Raw genomic sequence first — 16600 nt, 5'->3', positions numbered from 1 at the left:
TTATGCTTCAAAAGGGATATTAACAGGAAATATACAACTAAAGGACGCTTTAACTGAGCAACGGAAAAAGCCAAATTTCTCAATTGATGTTGAGAAATTTGGCTTTTTAGTATGGGAATTTCCTTAGCATTGTAAATCCGCATTTTCCTGACGCTACCCCTTATAGAACCACTCTCCCCAACTACCAAGTTGGAGTAAAGGTGGGACGATCATCAGCAACAATGCACCTAGGAAGACGAACGGTGTATACACTTTCGCGAAACGATCGATGAACGCTTCACTCGGTGCTTTATTATCCTGCGCTTCCTCGACCAGTTCAATGATGTGCGCAAGCGTCGTCTCTTGATACGTCTTCTCGACGATCATGTCGAACGAACGATCCATGTTGAGCGTTCCGGCAAATACGTGATCGCCTTCCTTCTTATCGACAGGAATCGATTCGCCCGCGATCGGTGCTTGATTGATGGTCGTCGTCCCGTTCAGGATCGTGCCGTCCAGTGCAACCTGATCACCTGGTCGAATCCGGAGGATTTCTCCGACTCGCACCGCTTCCACCGGTTTACGTCTAACGTCCCCGTCCGTCAGCACGAAGGCTTCCTTCGGAGACAGTTCGATCAGTTTCTGAATGGAATTGCGCGTCCGCGCAAGGGAGCGATTCTGAAGCAAATTGCCGATGGCAAAGAGGAAGACGACGGTCGCTCCCTCGAGCCACTCCCCGATACATGCGGCACCGATGGCTGCTACGCTCATCAATACTTTCATGTCGAGTGAGCGGGCACGGACGGCATAATAGGCACTCAGGAAAACTCTCCCCCCACTGAGGATCAAGGCGATACCGTACAAAACATTCGGAAGATACGCTACTCCGCTCGTTTGGATGAGCAATCCCAGACCAATCAAAATCCCGGACCGGTGCCTCGGACGTTTTCTTTCCCTTGACGTATCCATCGAAACCGATCTTGTTCAGCTCGCTTTGGACTTGTCGAGCATCCAGCTGATGGTCGATTTCCATCTCCCCACGGGCAAACGAAACTGTGACGGTCTGGACATTTTGCATCTTTTGAAAGTGTTGTTCGATCGTCTTAGCACAGCTACTACAGTCCATCCCGGAAACGGTGAATGTTTGGACGAGCTGATCTGATTTATCGGGAAGGGGCGGAAGCGATGACCGCGCTCTATCTGATCGGCGATACGCTCCTCTACGGTTGTCTTGCGCTGTTGATCGGTTTCTTTTCCGTCCAGCTCATCCCTCGTTCTTACCGACCTGACGTATCGCTTTCAATCCGCTGGGTTCGCATGCTCATCGTGCTGATGCTGTTATCCTTTTCCCTGTCCGTCTTACGAATCGTACTGTATTTATATGAAGAGATCGGTTTTTGGATAACACTGCAATCCGTGTTACTTACATTCGAGGCAGGGAACGCTTGGATTCTGATGGCTCTCTGGAGTGTACTCCTTCTCATCGTCATCAATCGTGCATCACTCAGTCCTGGACGTATAAAACTAGGGGTATTCCTTGTTATGGCGATGGTCGTTACGTTCGCGTGGTCCGGGCACCCCTCTAGCATCAAAGGGGCAGAAGGCATGCTCGTACATTCTATTCACGCACTCGCCGTCTTCATCTGGACCGGTGGATTGCTCATACTCGGCTTTTGGAGTCCATCAGACCGTAACTGGGGCATCTTCCTCGAATGGTTCAAACCACTCGTGACGCTATGTTTCTTACTGATCGTCGGTTCCGGCATCTATCTGATGTCTGTCGTCGTGCAGGTAGAGGAGTATTCCGATTCCTGGATTTTACCGTATGGACAAGCCTTACTCTGGAAACACATCCTGATTCTACCCGTGCTGATCATCGGTATCATGAACGGGAAGTGGAGTTACGCGTCTCCTGAACGATCGTTTGAAGTCCGACGGATGCGGATGCGCATGGAAGGCATCTTGATCCTGCTTCTCTTCACAGCGACTGCGTGGCTCGGTCAACAGGAACCCCCTCACTCGATCAAGGATACTCTTCAATCCAGCGGGGCTGGTCCACTGTCAGGGTTTCTTTTCCCTAGCTTGCGTTTCACCTATTCTGATATCCGGTTCGAGCCGACCATGATATCCCTCTTCTTGATGGCAATCAGCCTCCTTTTCGTGGGATTGTTGGTGTACGTCATCCGATCAACCCAAGACTCCATCAAGACCCTCTATCTTGGATTAGGCGTCTCGATCTCATTATTTTTCGCAGCGTTGTATAGTATTTCCGTGTATTTATGATCCTCCACATGAGCATTTCAGCGTGTGCGACGTCTTATACAAAAAGAAAGGCACGCGATACAGCAGCCTTTCTTTTTTCATACTTATTCATCATTTTCATACTAGTTGTAACAGGTTCAATCCTATTTTAAATCGGTGCCATTTCTAGACTACTACTGGAATATGTATTACAATGTATTACAAAGGAGCTGATAATCATGAGTACCATTTCCGTACGTCTGGATGACCAGGATACACGACTCATCAAAGAATATGCGAAGGCAAAAAACATCACGATTTCTACACTCGTTCGCGATGCCGTCCTCGACCGCATCGAAGACGAAATCGATTTACAACTCTATCATGATTCGATGGCAGCACACCGTAAAAAATCAGAAGCGATCTCTTTCGACGATATGATGAAGGAACTTGATTTAGAATGACAGCATTTACGGTAGAGTTTGAGCGCGGAGCTCAAAAGTCTCTCAAGAAGATGGATCCTCAACAAGCGCGGATCATCATGTCCTGGATCAAGAAGAATCTGGTCGGGACGGATGATCCGCGTCGTCATGGTAAAGGACTCGTCTCGAATCGCTCGGGTGAATGGCGGTATCGCATCGGTGATTATCGTCTGATTGCTGACATTCAAGATGAAAAAGTCGTGATTTTGATTCTCGAGATCGGGCATCGTCGTGATATCTATAAATAAGACAGGTAGAACTCACATCTGAGGAAATATGTGAGTTTTCTTTTTTTGTTTTTAAAACGACCGTTATGTATACAAAAATGATTACTCTTCCACAATAAATGAATCGAATGGATCGATTTCAATATCAAAGTCTATAAACGCATCTTTTTATCAATGTATTTTTAATAGTCCTTTTATGCATAAAAAGATAAATGACTTTGGTCATACTTTGAAAAAAAGCACGACAAAAAGGATCAGCGTATAGATACCATCGAGTATCTGAACGTTGATCCTTTTTCAATTATCCATCTAATCGTTGTTCAGCCATTTTATAAATTTCATCTTTATCCCGTTTACCGATCGCTACAATTTGAATGATTTGGAGTTTACCGCCGATTTCTCTAAAAACAACGCGTAACCCCATTTTTCTATTTTTCAACTTATTGCAATGCGACAAATTTCCACTGAGTGGCTGCCCTGCTGCCATCCCTATAGAAACGATTCGGTTCAACGCTTTGTCTACGAATATCTTTTGACTACCATCGAGGTTATCGTAATCTTCTTTCGAATATTGCGTCCACTCAAGCTGATACAATGATCACTCCCACCCATCCATTTCATCAATAGTCGTCGAGTGAGTTCCTTGTTCTCCACGGACTTCTGAATCAGTATATGTGCGGACATTTTTGTTAGATAGTCGCATCTCAACAGTCAAATCATCTAATCGACTGTACAATTCTTCGATTTCTTTATTGAGTGATTCGTATTGCTGTTGCGTCAACATGACGCCCGCAACTTTTTCACGGTTAAAAACATATACGCCGGCCGCTTCACGATCTGCTTTTTGGAAAGCTTCCATAGGAGACCGTTTCACGTCAGATATAGAAGTGGTTGGAATATCAAGTATTCGCATTCCCATCATTATGCCCTCCTCTTATTTTTCTTTAGTATACACCTTTTAAAAGACTTTTAAAAGACTTTTAAACGTTCCTTTTGATTCTTGTACTATCTATAGTTAACCCCTATTTTTGCAATAAAACCCAAAAAACAATAGGATTCTCATTTACTGAGTTCCCTATTGCTTGTTAGACACTACTTTATTTAAATACAACAATGCCCTTGCGCGTGGACAGGATGGGGTTTTCCCGTCCGTCTACACTTATCGTCTCTTTACAAAACACCTTGTGCTTTCAAGCTGACGTATTCTTCTCCGGCACCGACGATGATGTGGTCGAGGAGCTGGATGCCGACGATGCGTCCGACTTCAACGAGCCGTTCCGTCACCTCGATGTCTTCCCGTGATGGATGCGGGTCACCGCTCGGATGCTGATGACTGACGATGAGTGACGTCGCATTGTTAAGAATGGCGGACTTGGAGATTTCTCGGGGATGGACGACGCTTGAGTTGATGCTACCAACGTGTGCCCGATGGACGGCAATGACGCGGTTCTTCGTATTGAGCAGGATGACAAGGAACACTTCACGGTCATCGTCCTGGATGAAGCGTTTCGCGACACAGAACGCGTCCTCGGGAGATGTGATGTGCGTCGTCTCGAGCGCGACATCCGGCTTGCGGTCCCCTTCCATCAGACAGAGCGGGACCGCTCTGTTCCGTGCTTTTAAAATGATCATTTATCGCATTAGCTATTCCAAATAGGATGACTAAAATGAATTCTTCCTTACTCGTCGATCCCGAGTAGTCTGTGAGCGGACCGTTCCAGCATTTGAAATATCTGATCTCGCTACTGACAAAAAGTAATGTATAAAAAAGAGACAAATCCCAAATTTTTAGGATTAGTCTCTTTTGGTTTCAAAGACATGTTGCTAAAAAGCTATTGATCCATTACATATCTGATTCAAGCTGTACAACTACATGGCTCAAATCTGATACATCTTCCTTTTCATTAAATAGTGCAATTGCCTGCTCATGTGTCATATAGTTTTCGACTGATCTGTCCATCAATACTTGAGCTAATAGTTCCGCGTATGAATCTAGTTCGTCTTCATCGTTCGAATCTTGGACACGTCCACGCAATTCACTGACCAATCCTTTAACGTCTTCACCTCTTGTCGACCACATGCGATAAGCCATCAGTCGTTCGTCCTCATCATTCCCCGCGATTACTTCTCGAATTTCATCCATCGAAGGATAGTCGGCAAATACATCTTCGTGTGTTAATTCAACTCCGCCTTCAACTTGATCATTTCGACGAACGAGATGATCGAGGAGTTGGTCGAAGCTCTCTGCTACAAGATGTGTCGTCTCATCCGAAATGTCTAAACACCAAATTTGTGGTTCATTAGGGTTAGTGTCGAAATCGAAATACCAGAAATAACTCCCTTCGCCCTCACCGAACATCAACATTTTTCCTGTCAATCCCCATTCGTTTAACGTAGACATGCCATCTTTAAAGTCATCGACCGTTAAAGGGTTAAATCGATACAGCGGTAAATGAAGATCCTCTTTTTCGTCAGACCATGTATTTTCGAAATCGACGTTCACTGAATCAAACGTAAGTTCCCCGCCGTTCTGCTCTTCTAGTTTTTCGATATATTTTTTAGGAAGAGAAGCCCCTAATTTTTTTTCGATTTTTTTCACTTCTTTTTGATTTAACGATGGAGCAACCTCTTCTTCTAACAATTCATCCCAAAACTTCATGAAAATACCTCTTTTTCTGTAATTTTATCGCTGGTGAATCTTAAGATATAGATGTACATGAAAAAAGTGTCTACATTTTCAACGAGAATGCACCTAATTAAATCGATTACTTCTTGCACCTCGAATCAATAGAGATAAATAAGTACACATACGATCAGAATGAGCGGAACCAATAATATCTTACCGGTCCGGCTTAAAAAGCTTTTCTTTTCTTTCGTGAATAAGAAATCAATCAATAGGAAAAGTCCGAATGCAATCGGTACGAGGTAGAGTAGATTGACATTCGTAAGTGATGCACCGAATACAATGGTCAATCTATCATAGTTCATATGTAATTTCTCTTTCTTTAGACATCCTCGCATGAGATACATCATTTACTACTGAAGCGATAATAATCTCATACGTGGACAAGAATCTTTCCTTTAGTATGCCATTCCTTCCACTAAACACCAACCTTTTACTTTTGTTTTTAGCATTCTACGTAACGCTCCGTGTCCTCCGTCGCAAGGAAGAGGAACGTAGAGATGCCTCGCGCAGGCGAGTCACAGCTCTCGTTATCGGTCCGGCAGGAGGGCAGCGGTGCGATGAGGATGTTGCTGCGTGCAGCCTACAGCCTCACGCATGAGCCCGAAAATTCTTCTTGTGCTGTACATCCAGTAGAAAGAGCATCACTACCTATCTACAGGAGGAACGATTCACTTCAATCAGCTATCTCTCCTTGAACCTTCGTACACTCCACTACTGTATCCTCCATAACACCCTTCTATCTATACAGACAAGAACAAATGTACTTTCTTACCCGCAGTGGATCCGTCCACTGCGGGCGTCTCACTGCCTTTGGATTTGGGACAAATCCATTCCTTATTCGCTCGTGCTTTCTTCAAAGAAAAACGACGTCGTTTTCCGTCCATGCTCTTGCGCGCGGACAGGACGGGGTTGTCCCGTCCGTCTACGCTCTATCGTCTCTTTACAGCACACCTTGTGCCTTCAAGCTGACGTATTCGTCTTCGGCACCGACGATGATGTGGTCGAGGAGCTGGATGCCGACGATGCGTCCGACCTCAACGAGCCGTTCGGTCACCTCGATGTCTTCCCGCGATGGATGAGGGTCATCGCTCGGATACTGATGGCTGACGATGAGCGACGTCGCATTGTTGAGGATAGCAGACTTGAAGATTTCGCTAGGGTGGACGACGCTTGAGTTAATGCTACCGACATGTGCCCGATGGACAGCGATGACGCGGTTCTTCGTATTGAGTAGGATGACGAGGAACACCTCACGGTCATCGTCCTGGATGAAGCGTTTGGCGACACAGAACGCGTCCTCAGGAGACGTGATGTGTGTCGTCTCGAGCACGACGTCTGGTTCGCGGACCTCTTGGCGGATACGGGTGATTTCAACGAGTGTAGTCAGTTTCATGGAAAAGCTCCTTTCGCGAGTGGGATGCAGTCCGACACGGTGCCGTCCTGTTGACGGGAACGCAGCGAGCGTCGCGAGACGGCGCAAGGGTGACCGCAGGGAAAGATCAAAAAAAGCGGACAGCGCATCGGGACGAAGGCTTCCGGAGCCCGCGAGCGAAAAGCGTGCTTTGAGCCAAAACGCGGAGGAAGACGAGGAACGGCAGCGGCTTTTTTTGATGGCCCTTGCGCCGACGAGGAGCGAGCTAGAGTACGGAAACAGGACGGCTTGCGGTCCCTTTTCATCAGACAGAGCGGTACCGCTCTGTTCCATGCCTTTGAAAAGATCATTTACCGCACCACCGATTTCAATTAAGACAGCAAGAACGGTTAAGTAGCGTTATAATGAAGGACGCAATGACAGACTGAACGAAAAGGAGTATACCTATGAAGATTTCTTACATAACGATTCCCCTTGCCGTCCTATTGATGGCAGGATGTACAGATATGGAGACGACCTCATCTCCATCAGATCAAACAGAGCAAGTAGCGCAACAAGACGACACCACTACACAAAAGACCGATACGAAAGAGGATTCCGATCAACATCCTGAAAAAGAGGCAGATACGAGTACAGTCACGCAACCAAAGGAGACGAATCCATCAACGGAATCAAAAACGATAACTACAAAAGATTCTTTCACAGGATATAAGAAGATTTTAGTCGACGGTGGAGACCTGTCCGGTAGTCGTCAGGCGGACGTTGTCGTCGACATTGGGTTCGGTGACCGGAAGTACTGGGCGTTCACGAATGAGCATGGACAGCTGGTCCGCGTCATCGCGAAGAAGATCGTGCTCCAGAATGATGCGACGGAAGACGTCACGCGTGATGGACGCTACTACTCCGATGAAGCAAAGGTACCAGGAGTCGAACGCGCGGATCTCGATGAAGGACATATCATCGCCGATTCGCTCGGTGGCGTCTCGAACGCCTACAACATCACTCCGCAGGACAGTACACTGAATCGTCATGGTGATCAGGCGTACATGGAGGACGTCATCCGCAAGGCGGGTGGCGCGACGAACTTCGAAGCGCAAATTACCTATCCGAATACGTCTACGATGATTCCATCTGCGTATCAGTATACTTACACGGTCCGCGGGAATACCGTCGTTGACCAGTTCAAGAACGTTAACCCGGATGAAGCCAATGCCGCACTTGGTCTGACGAAGAAGAATTCGAAACAAGAACCGACATCGAAATCAGCTCCAGATACTGCTACGACTGAAGATGTCTCGCGCGTCGATACCGACGACAATGGTCAGGTGACGATCCAGGAGGCGAAGGATGCCGGCTTCGCGATGCCGATCACGGAGAAGCACTGGCTGTATCAATATATGCGGGACAACGACCATGACGGTATGGTCGGAGAATGAACCCTCCATCCAATCGAATAGGCGAAATATATTAGGGCAGTGACGAGATACTCGTCGCGCCTTTTTTCGTCCCCATAAACGGAGGTATTGATGAGACGTCGAAAAAAACTGATTGAAAACGTCAGAAAGGAGAAACATAATAAGAACAAACGTTCTCATTATGAAAAGAATCTTTTAAAATTCTTAAGGTTCTGAAATTCCATTTGAAAATGCTAACAAAAAAATCAAAATGCTCAAGAGGATGAATAAAGTACTATTTGCTAAAACACTAAATATTGCAATTCCTTTGATTTTTGATCGTAATCCTAAAACTAAAGAGACAATAAACCCTAAATCTACTAATAATAAAATAATAATACTAATATTTAAGCTCATGTTAGGGAAACTTTTAGAAATAAAAAACTGAGCTATGGTAATTAGTACGAGAATAAAAGTCAATAAAATTGATAAATATGATTTTTTATTTAGGTTATCCTGGTGACTGTTCAAAAATAATACTCTCCTTTCTACTTGAATGATTATAAGCATACCAGAAGTATAAATTTAATGGTAAAGTAAAAAATTTTTTCGTTATTTAACACAAAACAAAAGTTCAAATGATTTAAAATATCTAATGACCTCACTTAGTAATATATAAGTTTTAAAAAAATATTACCAATTTTCAATTTAAGTATAAAATAGATGTCGAATTATGTATTACTTATTAAGTATATTTTGCAACCATTTTATGTAACACTGAAAATTTATTCGTAAAGCGGAAGTCTGAATCGTTATAGATGCGGACTTCTTTGTTAAATAGTCGCATCATAACAGTCAAATCATCTAATCGACTACACAATTCTTCAATTTCTTTATTGAGTGATTCGTATTGCTGTTGCGTCAACATGACACAGCGACTTTTTCACGGATGAAGACATACACGCCGGCTACTTCGCGAGCTGCTCTTTGGAATGCTTCCATAGGAGACCGCTTCACGTCAGATATAGAAGTGGTTGGAGTATCAAGTATTCGCATTCCCATCATCATTCCCTCCTCTTATTTTTCTTTATTATAAACCCTTTAAAAAACTTTTAAACACCTCTTTCAATTCTTATAAGATTGCTGAAACGCTATTACCAAGAGGTACATCATCTCAAGTTCGAGGATACGGAGGGACCGATCGATGGGACGATCGAGAACGCGTTGAACGATGCTCTCTTTAGCGGAGACATTGTCACGGTGACGGCGATGAACGGTCCGTTGACGCATCGTTTCGACGCCTTCGTTGAGAAGCTCGATTATGTACAGGAGGAGGTCCATCTCGTCAAACGAAATCTAGACGTCGAAATCGTCTCGTTCAAGCAAATCTTATCTATCCAAGTATCTGAATAAGTGAGTGGTATATAGAGAGTGATGATCCTTTAACTAGAACCAGAAAAAGTTGTTACTGATTAAATTAAGTGACATAATAAGTATATAAATACAAAACGTAATGAGTCATTATCCAAAGTTTCGATACTTTGCCATCCTATTACCTGCATTTATTCTAATTGTTTTTTTGCGTTATTTGAGTATCCAACTAGAAGAAGAGACAATTAGGGAGGCGATGCATATGCAAACACTGTTAAAACATTTAAACTCAATCATTTTAGAAACACTTTGGGCTTTTGGGATTAGCTTTTTTGCAGGTATGAAAATGGATGGGTGCAATGGCGGACGACTTGGGTGTAATGCCTGATTACGTTTTGGTTTAAAGAATCTCACGAACACGAAGAAAATTTTAAGTAAGCGTGTATTTCCTATATTTCAAAGGAGAAAATCATATTGAGTACACAAAAAATGGACTATTTCATTAAGCAAAATGGACAAACTATTGAAGAAGGTAGTCTTACGGCAACTGGAACTTCCGTATTTGAAATGACGGAGAACGTTGTGGAGCAGTTATCTCATCAATTTGGATTAACAGAAGTCGACTTTGATGATGTTTCGAATTATTGGACATTCGATTGTCTTTTCCGTGATATCCCTACTGTCCTTCAATTTCGCCCTGTTGATGGTTTTGCCGATAAATTTGGTGTAGATGAAGAAGTGAACTAAAGAGTAAAAAGATCTATCGTTTTTATATGCGATAGATCTTTTTACTCTTTTAATTTTTTTAACCTTTTATATGTGTCTCTTCTTTTCCTCTTATTTTAGCAATCAGCTTTTGATTCAAGTTATATCCTTCTACACCACGATGAATATGCGCATGACAATTCGGACATATCGCAGCAACATGTTCAGGATGATCTGGACCTCCATCAGATAGTCGTAGCAAATGATGGACATCCAAAGCACTTCCTGATTTTGCTTGAAATGGCTCAGGCATCTCACACAGTTCGCACATACCAGATGCTCTTTTACGCGCATATGCTTTGATCGCTTCTGAACGCTTTCGAACGTGCACTTTCTTTTGTTGGATGGTTTCATCCCCGTTAGAAGTATTCATTAATGCCAATTCTCGTAATTCTTGTAGCGTATCTGATGTTCCTAACTCGTTGCTATTCGTATTTACTGGACTCTCGAAAACGGTAAAAGCAAAAATGATTACATCGCGTACCTCTCCTGATTCATTCGAAACCGGAGAAAAGGAGTAGTCTACTAAAGTTAATTGTTCCTCGAAACGAAACATTCCCTTTGAAACATTTTTAAAAAGATAGATATCCTTTCCATTTGCAACATGATCGCGTAACGCCTTATTCCCCATCTTGAATTCCTGATCACCATTACGTCCTTCGCCCGTATAGTAAAAAAGATCGCGTTCTTTATTCCATCCATTTTTGTAACCAAAGTCTGCTCCTGCTTCGCTCGAAAAAATAAAAATCATCGGAGATTTAGCAGACATACTGATTCCACGTTCACGACTACCACCAAACTCATCATGAATCGCTTTTCGTTGATAAATTCGGTTTTTTATAAAAGGAATAGGCATCTCATTTTCCTCCAGTACTTTACTGAATTATCCGTTACCGATAGTACCACTACAAGCGGAATCTTTTCTTCTTAGCGACAACTGACTTTTCGTTTGAATGATCAATTAGCATCTCGAGAGTAATTTCATCAATAACGCCTAGCATTTCCTCACACGTTTCTACTTTAAAATTGAGATAATTAGTTCGAGCTGTAAGGAAAAAATGTGTAATAGCAAAAAGGAGCATGAAAAAGATACAAAGACTAAGAGCATCTAAAAGAGTTCCATCACCCCAAAACTTCGAAAATCCAAAAATCATTGCCAACACTATCGAAAAGTAGCTCGGATTAAACTTGTAGTGCTTTCTTTGAATTTGAATTGTTTTCGAAATCATAGCAGACAAGTGCTTCATTTGCTCCGCTTGAACTATACGATGATCATTTCTTAAGTACTCTTTTAAGCGAGACTTTATATAATGATTTTTTTTGAGGCGATACGTAGCAAGATGTTTGTTGGAAAATTTCTCTGATATCAAGGCAATTCCCAACAATATAACGGTAACTACAAAATAACTTACAATTATATTGAAGCTATATGCGTGAAAAAGTGCCCATGATGTAATCAATAATAAAACAAAGAACGAAAGCATAGAGCAGCAATAAACCTTAAATGAAAGTGTCCTTTGAGTAGGTCGAAAATGTGTTTTGGAATACTCTTTAGAGAGAGTTCGAAATTCACTTAATACTGTTTCTATCATATAAATAGATAGCCCCCTTCATTTCGATTCACAGATAGAGCTTCAGATCACTAAATGCTTTATTTTGAATACGATCTATGAATATTTGAACCCGTTCTTCTTTGGGAATTTCATTTTCGATACAGTAATCAAGGAAGCCAAGAAGTACTTCCCGCGTTAACATGAATCCTTCAATCGATTCTCCCACTAACTTTTCACTTAACTTCGTAATGGATTGTAGCTTTTTTTCTCCTGAGTAACCGGCTGACGTGACGTAACCGAAGAAAGATAACCGAGCATCACCATAGGTTAAGTAGTTAGGAATGTACTCCGATCCCATGTAGTTCGCTAAGTTTTGTGATAACGGGAATCCACTCTCGTAATACTTTGTATCAATGATTCCAAAATGGTCTCCGTACTTCACCAACAATTCAATCTCTGTTCTCGTCCCTTGCACCTTCGGTTGATACACTACATCAAATCCAAGCTCTTTGAAAATATCTCCTGTTAGTTTCTCAAATTCTAAGGGTGTCATTTGCCCCAAGTAAGACTCGACAAACTGCTCCGAAACATTTAGTAGCTCAGGTTGCTCTTTTCGTAGAATAGAGACCAATTGAGTTGCATCCCTAGGACCAAAAGACTCTGTGAACACTTGAATTAACTCTTCATCGGATTGCATGGTCCAGTTTGGCATTTTCCCTAAAATCGCATCGATCTTCCCTTGTCGTTTACCTAGATTGTTGGCTGGCTTCACGTCGCCATAATCGTTCGATTTGTAGCTATCCACATCTAATCCATTATTTTGTGCCATTCGTTCAATCGAAATACGATAACGAGTATTAAACGGATAACGACGATCATATTCATTCAGTACACGTAATGCCTCTTCTACTAGGTCGGGCTGTGTCGTTAAAATGCTATCTCCACGTACATACTCTACTAGTCCGGTATACTCACACAACATCATAAAGGTGTGCGCGACATCAGAATGTGCCTGGTAGTAGTCACGTGCTGCCTTATCATTGCGTGCACGATGATCGTATTGAACCGCAATTTCTTGCTTCAGTTGCTCTTGCTCGTCTGGTGACGACTGACGATACAGGAGAATTTTTTTCGCTATTTCTTCTACTTCACGATCATCTTGAGCTGTTAAGACAAAGTAGGTAATCTCTTCTTTACTAATCGAGTACTGAAGATCTTCTCGTTGTACAAGTTTGATTAAAAAGCGCGCAGGACGGATACGAAAACTACTTTCAAATTTAGGTCGAAAACCTCGTTCTAAAAAATAAGCATTCGGAATTTGTAAGGTGAGAATTTGCTTTTTCACGTTCTCGTATTCTTTGATACCATCTACAAGGGCTTGTCCTACTTTAGTCGGTTTAACAACACCATTTTTATCAATGTAACAGTACGCAAAGGTCTTAAGTAAGGCGCACCATGTCCGTCCTCCTGAACCATCGTTACTAATATTGTTTCGCTTTAATTTGTGCGAAGCAAGAACTGCCTCGTAATGTTTATGCAACTCCCGGTTTCCTTCCCATTTCAATGTGAAGTTGTTCGTTGCTTCTTGCAAAGCGCTCATTGCTTCCGCATGATAACGCGGATCTCGTTCCGGACGTGTGATAAACCAAATTTTTCGTTCAGTCAATGCTTGTCATCCTCTCTCGTCTACGGTGCTTCAAGCCCGCTATTACTTGTTCATTCATTTGTAGTTGTTTTAATAACTTGATTTTCACTATTCGATTTTGAGGAAGTGGATGTCGTTCAAAATGTTGGATGACATCTAAAATACACGGGAGATGTCGTTCGATTGCGTTTTGAACATCCACTTCTCCTTCGATTTCAGAAATCATCTTGAGATGACTTTCATATGTTTGAAGAATGGATTCGATCCGTTTCGGTTCCGATTTACCTTGTGCTACTTCCCCATGAATTACTAGAAACGCTCTCCAATACCGCAAGAGCATGATTCCGTTATAAATCGTTCCAGTCCGTTCATCTCGATAAATTGAATTGATGTCCTTACCTGTTTCTTCAGCTAAACGCTTCCGAATTGTTTTGTCGGGAAGGTAGAATCGTAAAGGGTCTATAAATTCTCTATTTAACAGCATGGAGCTCACGTACATTTCCATTAAGCCTTTTAAATTTTTAAGACTGTCATCCCCCATTTATTTCCTCCTTTCAACCTCTATATTTAATTTACAACATCCTATGAATAATAAATCATTCAAGATTGAATGATTTATTATTCATAGCTCTTTGTTTTTTTGAGTATTAGTTGCTGCATTTTTTGAATAACATGTGTACAATGTTTAGCATAGGAGTATGCCAGAACACACTTTCGATTTTATAGTTAGGAGTTTTCACATGATATTTAAAAAAGGCGAATTATTTAACGGTCCTGGTGGATTATCTTTAGGGGCTAAGAATGCTAGAGTGATTCACCCAGAAACAGAAGAGGAACTTCGGATTGTTCACGAATGGTCAAATGACTATGACGAACAAGCGTGTAAAACCTATCGATACAATATATGCGAAGACATTGAAGATCCGTCTGTTCATTACGGACCAGTAGAACAACTTCCGATTGGTGATAAGTCCATTCTTGGAGAGATTGATTGTTTTGCATTCGGTTTTCCTTGTAATGACTACAGCCAAGTCGGCGAGAAGCAAGGTTTAAACGGTACGTTTGGTCCACTATATTCTTATGGTGTAAAGGTCTTAAAAGAATACCAACCGAAGTTTTTTGTAGCTGAGAACGTTGGTGGTCTACAAAGCGCTAATGAAGGAAAAGCGTTTATTCAAATTTTAACGGAGTTAGAAGAGTGCGGATATGTACTTACACCTCACCTTTATAAATTTGAGCTTTACGGCGTCCCTCAAGCGCGTCATCGTATCATTATTGTTGGAATTCGAAATGATCTAGCAGAAGAAGGTATTGTCTTTAAGGTACCGGCTCCACTTAATACGTTAGATAATATGAAAACATCTAGTGAAGCGATTTTGAATCCACCGATTCCAGAAGATGCATTAAATAATGAACTCACTAGACACAATGCTAAGGTGGTAGAGATGCTAACGCATATTCCTGCTGGTGAAAACGCGTGGTTTATGGGGATCCCAGAACATCTCCGACTGAATGTCAAAGGCGCACGCTTGAGCTCGATTTACAAACGTCTTGATCCAAATCGTCCAGCATACACGGTGACGGGTAGCGGCGGCGGTGGTACACATATGTACCATTGGGAAGAACCACGTGCCCTCACAAACCGAGAACGTGCACGACTCCAAACGTTCCCAGATGATTTTTACTTTGTAGGTAGCAAAGAAAAAGTTCGGAAGCAAATTGGAATGGCAGTTCCTCCAGCGGGTGCTCAAATTGTTTTTGAAGCAATCTTAAAAACTTTTGCTGGAATCGAGTATGAATCAATCGATCCTACTGCTAAATTACAACTTCAGAATTTAAAGGCAGCAAAGCAACTACCTAAGGTTCAAACAGTTTAATACTTTAAGCTACTGGAGGTATATCATGCTTTTTTCACAAAGAAATAATCCACGAGAAATCGAAATACTTCCTTATTCAGGGCTTTCAGAGAGATTTAGAGTTCAAGCATATCATCTGATAAAAGAAGTCTATTCTACAGATGATTCGATTGATTTTAAGTATATAAAAAGCATATTTAAATGGGTCCATGATAAAATTTGTGCAGATCATGCTTTATTTTCGTTTGCTAACGCTCCAACGTGCAAAGAATATGAGTATGAGCCGGTCAAAAGTTGCTTAGAGTTCATTTTAAATTGTGAGGAAGACGATTGGGTGGTAGATATCATTGAATTGCTTGTCACAACAAGAATTCAATTACAAGGAAGAGAGCATTTCTTCAGATTTCCCAAAGAGCACGTAATCAATAAATTAAATGCAAGATTCAAAGAAAACGGTATAGGCTTAGATTATGTAAAAGATCGAATATTGCCTATCAGCTCAACAGTACTTTATAACGAAGCAGTAAAACCTGCTTTGATTCTTATGCATAATCCTTTGTTTAGTGGAGCTTTAAATGAGTATCAAGAAGCCTATAATCACTATAAGAATGGTGATAACAAAGCAACTATTCTCTCCGTAGCAAAAGCATTTGAGAGTACGATGAAAAGTATTTGCGAATTGAATAATTGGGACTTTGGAAAAGGAACTGCTTCCGCGTTAGTAAATACATTGTTCTCCAACGACTTCCTGCCAAGCTATTATCAAACACAACTTAATTCCTTAAAAACAACATTAGAGGGACTACCTACAATTAGGAATAAAGAAGCTAGTCATGGTCAGGGTATGAGCGTCATTGCTATACCTGATCATTTGACGCAATATGCACTTAATTTGGCAGGGACGAACATAACATTTTTAATCAAAACACATGAAAATCATTTAACAAATAAATAGTAGAATAAAAGGGCTGATTTTCAGCCCTTTTTAATATGTGTTCAAAAAAATAACGCAATCTCACCTGATCATAT

Annotated in this window: 22 protein-coding genes and 1 pseudogene; 10 read left to right on the top strand and 13 right to left on the bottom strand. The window is 41.9% G+C overall.

What is annotated here, in order from left to right; genetic code table 11:
- Window positions 1-153: 153 nt before the first annotated feature.
- On the bottom strand, window positions 154-948 hold the full coding sequence (locus tag KNQ12_RS14085) for a P-type ATPase actuator domain-containing protein (protein WP_251055862.1): 795 nt from the start codon (window positions 946-948) through the stop codon (window positions 154-156).
- A 58-nt stretch (window positions 949-1006) separates the two neighbouring features.
- Window positions 1007-1105: pseudogene (locus KNQ12_RS17245) on the bottom strand (cation transporter); the annotation flags it as partial.
- Between the two features lie 14 nt (window positions 1106-1119).
- Between KNQ12_RS17245 and KNQ12_RS14080 the strand changes: the two are divergent.
- The 3 genes from KNQ12_RS14080 to KNQ12_RS14070 all read left to right on the top strand — a co-directional run bounded on the left by KNQ12_RS14080 (window position 1120) and on the right by KNQ12_RS14070 (window position 2950).
- Window positions 1120-2262: a copper resistance D family protein gene (locus KNQ12_RS14080; protein WP_214749423.1), complete on the top strand. Its 1143-nt coding sequence runs from the start codon at window positions 1120-1122 to the stop codon at window positions 2260-2262.
- A gap of 197 nt (window positions 2263-2459) precedes the next feature.
- Complete coding sequence (gene relB, locus KNQ12_RS14075; RefSeq protein ID WP_026829710.1) at window positions 2460-2684, top strand: type II toxin-antitoxin system RelB family antitoxin; 225 nt, start codon at window positions 2460-2462, stop codon at window positions 2682-2684.
- Window positions 2681-2950 (top strand): type II toxin-antitoxin system RelE family toxin, encoded by a 270-nt coding sequence (locus tag KNQ12_RS14070; protein ID WP_047395636.1) that lies wholly within the window; start codon window positions 2681-2683, stop codon window positions 2948-2950. The genes relB and KNQ12_RS14070 overlap by 4 nt, the downstream gene beginning before the upstream one ends.
- 280 nt (window positions 2951-3230) lie before the next feature.
- Here KNQ12_RS14070 and KNQ12_RS14065 read toward each other — a convergent pair whose 3' ends face one another.
- From KNQ12_RS14065 to KNQ12_RS14040, 6 genes are all read right to left on the bottom strand, one after another.
- Window positions 3231-3524 carry a type II toxin-antitoxin system RelE family toxin gene (locus KNQ12_RS14065; RefSeq protein WP_214725547.1) on the bottom strand — a complete coding sequence of 98 codons (294 nt, stop codon included), beginning with the start codon at window positions 3522-3524 and terminating at the stop codon, window positions 3231-3233.
- Window positions 3525-3527: 3 nt separating this feature from the next.
- Window positions 3528-3848 carry a hypothetical protein gene (locus KNQ12_RS14060; protein ID WP_214749426.1) on the bottom strand — a complete coding sequence of 107 codons (321 nt, stop codon included), beginning with the start codon at window positions 3846-3848 and terminating at the stop codon, window positions 3528-3530.
- 251 nt (window positions 3849-4099) lie between these two features.
- Window positions 4100-4516, bottom strand: a complete 417-nt coding sequence (locus KNQ12_RS14055; RefSeq protein ID WP_214749429.1) for a JAB domain-containing protein — start codon at window positions 4514-4516, stop codon at window positions 4100-4102.
- Window positions 4517-4772: 256 nt separating this feature from the next.
- Window positions 4773-5588, bottom strand: coding sequence for an SMI1/KNR4 family protein (locus KNQ12_RS14050; protein WP_214749432.1), 816 nt, complete (start codon window positions 5586-5588; stop codon window positions 4773-4775).
- A 125-nt stretch (window positions 5589-5713) separates the two neighbouring features.
- The gene (locus KNQ12_RS14045; protein WP_214749436.1) at window positions 5714-5917 is read right to left on the bottom strand and encodes a hypothetical protein; all 204 of its coding nucleotides are present in this window, start codon (window positions 5915-5917) and stop codon (window positions 5714-5716) included.
- A 638-nt stretch (window positions 5918-6555) separates the two neighbouring features.
- A complete protein-coding gene (locus KNQ12_RS14040; RefSeq protein ID WP_353047632.1) occupies window positions 6556-7008 on the bottom strand; it encodes a JAB domain-containing protein in 453 nt (150 codons plus the stop codon).
- 425 nt (window positions 7009-7433) lie between these two features.
- Here KNQ12_RS14040 and KNQ12_RS14035 point away from each other — a divergent pair, with 425 nt between their 5' ends.
- Together KNQ12_RS14035 and KNQ12_RS14030 are read left to right on the top strand one after the other, a co-directional pair.
- Window positions 7434-8423 carry a DNA/RNA non-specific endonuclease gene (locus KNQ12_RS14035; RefSeq protein ID WP_214749439.1) on the top strand — a complete coding sequence of 330 codons (990 nt, stop codon included), beginning with the start codon at window positions 7434-7436 and terminating at the stop codon, window positions 8421-8423.
- 241 nt (window positions 8424-8664) lie between these two features.
- On the top strand, window positions 8665-8829 hold the full coding sequence (locus KNQ12_RS14030; protein ID WP_214749442.1) for a hypothetical protein: 165 nt from the start codon (window positions 8665-8667) through the stop codon (window positions 8827-8829).
- Between the two features lie 473 nt (window positions 8830-9302).
- On the opposite strand, the gene KNQ12_RS14025 is transcribed toward KNQ12_RS14030, so the two are convergent.
- Window positions 9303-9443: a hypothetical protein gene (locus KNQ12_RS14025; RefSeq protein ID WP_214749445.1), complete on the bottom strand. Its 141-nt coding sequence runs from the start codon at window positions 9441-9443 to the stop codon at window positions 9303-9305.
- A 78-nt stretch (window positions 9444-9521) separates the two neighbouring features.
- On the opposite strand from KNQ12_RS14025, the gene KNQ12_RS14020 reads away from it, so the two are divergent.
- The 3 genes from KNQ12_RS14020 (at window position 9522) to KNQ12_RS14015 (ending at window position 10499) form a co-directional block, all read left to right on the top strand.
- Window positions 9522-9794 (top strand): YolD-like family protein, encoded by a 273-nt coding sequence (locus tag KNQ12_RS14020; protein ID WP_214749448.1) that lies wholly within the window; start codon window positions 9522-9524, stop codon window positions 9792-9794.
- Window positions 9795-10014: 220 nt separating this feature from the next.
- Window positions 10015-10140: a hypothetical protein gene (locus KNQ12_RS17170; protein ID WP_285222537.1), complete on the top strand. Its 126-nt coding sequence runs from the start codon at window positions 10015-10017 to the stop codon at window positions 10138-10140.
- 86 nt (window positions 10141-10226) lie between these two features.
- The gene (locus KNQ12_RS14015) at window positions 10227-10499 is read left to right on the top strand and encodes a hypothetical protein (RefSeq protein ID WP_214749455.1); all 273 of its coding nucleotides are present in this window, start codon (window positions 10227-10229) and stop codon (window positions 10497-10499) included.
- Between the two features lie 58 nt (window positions 10500-10557).
- On the opposite strand, the gene KNQ12_RS14010 is transcribed toward KNQ12_RS14015, so the two are convergent.
- From KNQ12_RS14010 to KNQ12_RS13995, 4 genes are read right to left on the bottom strand one after another with little or no spacing between them, the layout of a single operon-like run.
- Window positions 10558-11373: an HNH endonuclease gene (locus KNQ12_RS14010; RefSeq protein ID WP_214749457.1), complete on the bottom strand. Its 816-nt coding sequence runs from the start codon at window positions 11371-11373 to the stop codon at window positions 10558-10560.
- Window positions 11374-11422: 49 nt separating this feature from the next.
- On the bottom strand, window positions 11423-12109 hold the full coding sequence (locus KNQ12_RS14005; protein ID WP_214749460.1) for a hypothetical protein: 687 nt from the start codon (window positions 12107-12109) through the stop codon (window positions 11423-11425).
- 28 nt (window positions 12110-12137) lie between these two features.
- Entirely contained in the window at window positions 12138-13736 is a 1599-nt protein-coding gene (locus KNQ12_RS14000) for an AlwI family type II restriction endonuclease (protein WP_214749463.1), read from the bottom strand.
- The gene (locus KNQ12_RS13995; protein ID WP_214749466.1) at window positions 13729-14256 is read right to left on the bottom strand and encodes an SH2 domain-containing protein; all 528 of its coding nucleotides are present in this window, start codon (window positions 14254-14256) and stop codon (window positions 13729-13731) included. Before KNQ12_RS13995 ends, KNQ12_RS14000 begins: the two co-directional genes overlap by 8 nt.
- Window positions 14257-14455: 199 nt before the next feature.
- Between KNQ12_RS13995 and KNQ12_RS13990 the strand changes: the two genes are divergently transcribed.
- Together KNQ12_RS13990 and KNQ12_RS13985 are read left to right on the top strand one after the other, a co-directional pair.
- Window positions 14456-15592: a DNA cytosine methyltransferase gene (locus KNQ12_RS13990; protein ID WP_214749469.1), complete on the top strand. Its 1137-nt coding sequence runs from the start codon at window positions 14456-14458 to the stop codon at window positions 15590-15592.
- Between the two features lie 25 nt (window positions 15593-15617).
- On the top strand, window positions 15618-16526 hold the full coding sequence (locus KNQ12_RS13985; protein WP_214749472.1) for an STM4504/CBY_0614 family protein: 909 nt from the start codon (window positions 15618-15620) through the stop codon (window positions 16524-16526).
- Window positions 16527-16600 lie beyond the last annotated feature (74 nt).

It is taken from the genome of Exiguobacterium sp. s11 (assembly GCF_018619015.1).
Lineage (GTDB): Bacteria > Bacillota > Bacilli > Exiguobacteriales > Exiguobacteriaceae > Exiguobacterium_A > Exiguobacterium_A indicum.
This window is presented reverse-complemented; position numbering and strand designations above follow the sequence as displayed.